This window comes from Bacillus sp. GMa5/1 (genome assembly GCF_050172015.1).
In the GTDB taxonomy this organism is placed as follows: domain Bacteria; phylum Bacillota; class Bacilli; order Bacillales; family Bacillaceae_G; genus Bacillus_A; species Bacillus_A cereus.
Genome location: NZ_JBNLYC010000289.1, coordinates 1 through 3,803, shown reverse-complemented (window position 1 = coordinate 3,803; position 3,803 = coordinate 1). Strand labels below are relative to the sequence as shown.

The following is a 3,803-nucleotide window of genomic DNA, read 5'->3' as shown; positions in this document are numbered from 1 at the left end:
CTCTAGTAAAATACCATCCTCTTTTAAAGGGTATAAAATTCTACAAATTTCAGACTTACACAATAAAAAATTTGGCGATAATCAAGATGTGTTAATTCAAAAAATAAAAAGTATAGACCCAGATATTATTGCGATTACGGGTGATTTAATTGACAGTAAATCATACGATGCAGAAGTGAGTATGCAATTAATACAAAAAATGGTAAATAAGTACCCTGTATATTTTGTGACAGGAAACCATGAACAATGGTCTGGAAAGTATAACAGTTTAGAAAAAGAGTTGAAGAAATATGGTGTCAATGTTTTAAGGAATGAACATGTAGGCATTCGAAAGGGTGAGCAAGAAATAAACTTGCTAGGTATTGATGATCCAGAGTTTGTTACTGGAAACCGTGATGAAGGAAATATTATAATAGATGAAATTAAAAAAGCAAAAATTGAAATGCAGCCAGATAGATATAATGTATTATTATCTCATAGGCCTGAATTTATAAAGGAATATACGAATGAGAGGTTGGATTTGGTTTTATCGGGACATGCTCATGGAGGGCAAGTTAGATTGCCATTTATCGGTGGATTAGTTGCTCCAAATCAAGGTGTTTTACCTAAATATACAGCAGGTTTATATGTAGAACAAAATACATCAATGGTAGTGAGTAGAGGATTAGGAAATAGTATCATTCCGCAAAGAATTTTGAATAGGCCAGAGATTGTAGTCGTGCAGTTAAATTAAGCTGTACGATTTTTTTATACAAAAGTGAGTAAAGAGATTTTATGTATTTTGCAGGAGTTAACATTACAATTTTGTTAAAAATTTTCTACGTTACATAAAGTAACAAAATTTGACCCTGATTGTTTGTTATAGTGTAAATAATCAAAAAACTTAAAATTTGTCGAGTGAAAATTGTGATAAGTAATTCATGTAAAAAACTTAAAGGGGTGTACACATGCATAAAGAATATGAAATTGAAGAATACACGGCGATTGAGGAACAAATACATTATTATTGTAAATGTTTATTAGTAAGTCATCCTGATCAAATAATAAAGTATTTAGAAAAAAGGTTAGAAAAATATGCAGAAACATTACAATATGCACATTTATATCCTGACACAGTTATTTTACCGTTACAGCAATTAGTTATTGAATATTCTTTAGATGTTGCTAGAATTCGGAAGTATATGAATTTAAAAACGTAAAGTGAAATTTATAGTTTAAATGAAACAGAGTCGACTTTAGGAAATGAAATTCTAATGTCGACTCTGTTTCATTGTTTAATATCGTTGATTAAACATACATACTAATCAATGAAGTTTGACATATAATTAAGCAAGGGTAAAATAAAATTGAGTACTCACTCATTTTATTGGAAAAGGAGGATGAAACGTGCAACAACCTTCCATTATTTTACGGACTGTATCAAAAAGTTTTGGAAAAAAAGAAGTGTTACACAATCTTTCATTGCAAGTTGAAAAAGCAGAAATTTTTGGTTTTGTTGGACCTTCTGGATCGGGGAAAACAACGCTCATTAAAATGATTGCAGGTATTAATGAGGCAACGAAAGGTGAAGTGCTTGTTAATAATACTAATATGCCTAATTTAAATGAAATGAAAAGAATTGGTTATATGGCTCAGGCGGATGCATTATACGAAGAATTGTCAGCATATGAAAATGCAGATTTTATAGCAACGATGTATGGACTAAAGGGAAAACGTAAAAAGACAAGAATTGCAGAGGTTTTTGAACTTGTACAATTGTCTCAGTATATGAAAAAGCAAGTACAACAATTTTCAGGTGGAATGAAAAAACGCTTATCATTAGCAATAGCGCTCCTTCACGAACCAGAAATATTAATTTTAGATGAGCCTACAGTGGGGATAGATCCGCTTCTTAGAAAAACGATTTGGGAAAAATTTTATGATCTTAAAAAGAAAGGCACAACGATTATTGTAACGACGCACATTATGGATGAAGCTGAATTTTGTGAGCGTCTAGGGTTAATTAGAGAAGGGAAACTAGTTGCGGTTGGAACAACTGAAGAATTGAAAAAACGCGTGTCATCTGGACGGATTGAAGATGTCTTTTTGCTAGAAGAGGTGGTGCCATCATGAGAGTTACTGGTGTAATTATACGTATTATTCGTCAATTTTTTCGAGATAAGCGTTCGTTAGCAATGATGTTTGGAGCACCGATGTTATTACTTTGGCTTTTGTCACTAGTGTTTACACAGAAAGACTATATACCGCAAATTGCTGTTGTTGATATGCCCGCTCAAATAGTAAAAATGATGAAAAATCAAGAAGCGTCAATTTATGAATACAGTAAGGAAAAGGCGATTTCTGAGTTGGAAAAACAAAAAGTAGATGCAGTATTTCGTATAGAGAATGGAAAAATGAAACTTCTGTTGGAAGGTAGTGATTCGTCAAAAAATCGTGCTGTACTTCAAGTATTGCAAAAAAGCACAGAGAAGAATGATGTATCGATTATGAAACCTGAAGTAAATTATTTACATGGCTCTAAAGACTTTACGATGTTTGATGGGCTTGGTCCTGTATTAATTGGTTTCTTTACATTTTTCTTTGTATTTATATTATCAGGTGTATCTTTCGTAAGAGAACGTTTAAGTGGTACGCTAGAAAGGTTATTATCCACCCCAGTAAGAAGATGGGAAATAGTCGCAGGTTATATTATTGGTTTTGGAATCTTTGCCTTTATACAATCCATTATTATCGTAAGCTTTTCCGTTTATATTTTAGATTTATACGTAGCTGGCTCCATATGGCTAACGCTACTTATTACATGTATGCTCTCTTTAACTGCACTAACATTAGGTACGTTTTTATCAGCATACGCAAATAATGAATTTCAAATGATTCAATTTATACCGCTTGTTATTGTGCCACAAATCTTCTTTTCTGGATTGTTTCCAATGGAATCTATGAATAAGTGGCTACAAATGTTAGGGAAAGTATTTCCACTCACATACGGCGCTGACGCAATGAGACAAGTGATGATTCGGAATCAAGGGTTTACAGAGATTGCATTAGATCTTACTGTATTATTACTTTTTTCACTATTATTTGCAGTAGGAAATGTATTTGCTTTAAAGAAACATCGCAAAATATAATAATGACAAAAAGGAGCTTTATAAATGCAGAAGGATTGGCTGGAGGAATTAATAGCTGCAACTAATACGGATAAACGAAATGAACGTCAAATGCGAATATTAGAGGCGGCTGTTGATATGTTTGGAGAAAAAGGATACGCTTCAACTTCAACAAGTGAAATTGCAAAGCGTGCTGGTGTAGCGGAAGGAACCATCTTCCGCTACTATAAGACGAAAAAAGATTTATTACTAGCGGTCGTAATGCCAACTTTAACTAAGTTCGCTGCACCATTTTTCGTACAAACCTTTGCAAAAGAAATATTTAAATCAGAGTATGAATCGTATGAAGGACTTTTAAGGGTTGTAATTCATAATAGATTTAAATTTGCTCAAAAACACTTTCCTATGATAAAAATATTAATTCAAGAAGTACCATTTCAACCAGAACTAAAAAATGAAATACAGCAATTAATAGAAACAGAACTGTTTTCACATTTCAAAAAATTGATTGTGAAATTTCAAGAAGAAGGAGAGATTATTGAAATACCGTCATCTTCCGTATTACGTCTTACTTTATCAGCTGTATTAGGTTTATTATTAACACGATTTTTATTATTGCCTGAAGAAAAATGGGATGATGAAGCGGAAATTGAAAATACGATTCAATTTATATTGTATGGATTAACTCCACGAATT

Annotated in this window: 5 protein-coding genes; all 5 read left to right on the top strand. The window is 32.4% G+C overall.

Going from position 1 to position 3,803, the window contains the following annotated elements:
- On the top strand, positions 1–733 hold a 733-nt coding region (locus ACQGSG_RS27490; protein ID WP_426948517.1), incomplete at its 5' end, for a metallophosphoesterase.
- A gap of 214 nt (positions 734–947) precedes the next feature.
- Positions 948–1,199, top strand: a complete 252-nt coding sequence (locus ACQGSG_RS27485) for a hypothetical protein (RefSeq protein ID WP_000548621.1) — start codon at positions 948–950, stop codon at positions 1,197–1,199.
- A gap of 187 nt (positions 1,200–1,386) precedes the next feature.
- Positions 1,387–2,112, top strand: a complete 726-nt coding sequence (locus tag ACQGSG_RS27480; RefSeq protein ID WP_001187071.1) for an ABC transporter ATP-binding protein — start codon at positions 1,387–1,389, stop codon at positions 2,110–2,112.
- Complete coding sequence (locus ACQGSG_RS27475) at positions 2,109–3,128, top strand: ABC transporter permease (RefSeq protein ID WP_001266719.1); 1,020 nt, start codon at positions 2,109–2,111, stop codon at positions 3,126–3,128. Before ACQGSG_RS27480 ends, ACQGSG_RS27475 begins: the two co-directional genes overlap by 4 nt.
- Before the next feature lie 24 nt (positions 3,129–3,152).
- The coding region (locus tag ACQGSG_RS27470) for a TetR/AcrR family transcriptional regulator (protein ID WP_001168188.1) at positions 3,153–3,803 on the top strand (651 nt) is incomplete at its 3' end.

Coding starts and splice junctions, on each gene's coding strand:
- ACQGSG_RS27475 (WP_001266719.1), top strand. CDS start 2,109: ATGAGAGTTACTGGTGTAATTATACGTATTATTCGTCAATTTTTTCGA.
- ACQGSG_RS27485 (WP_000548621.1), top strand. CDS start 948: ATGCATAAAGAATATGAAATTGAAGAATACACGGCGATTGAGGAACAA.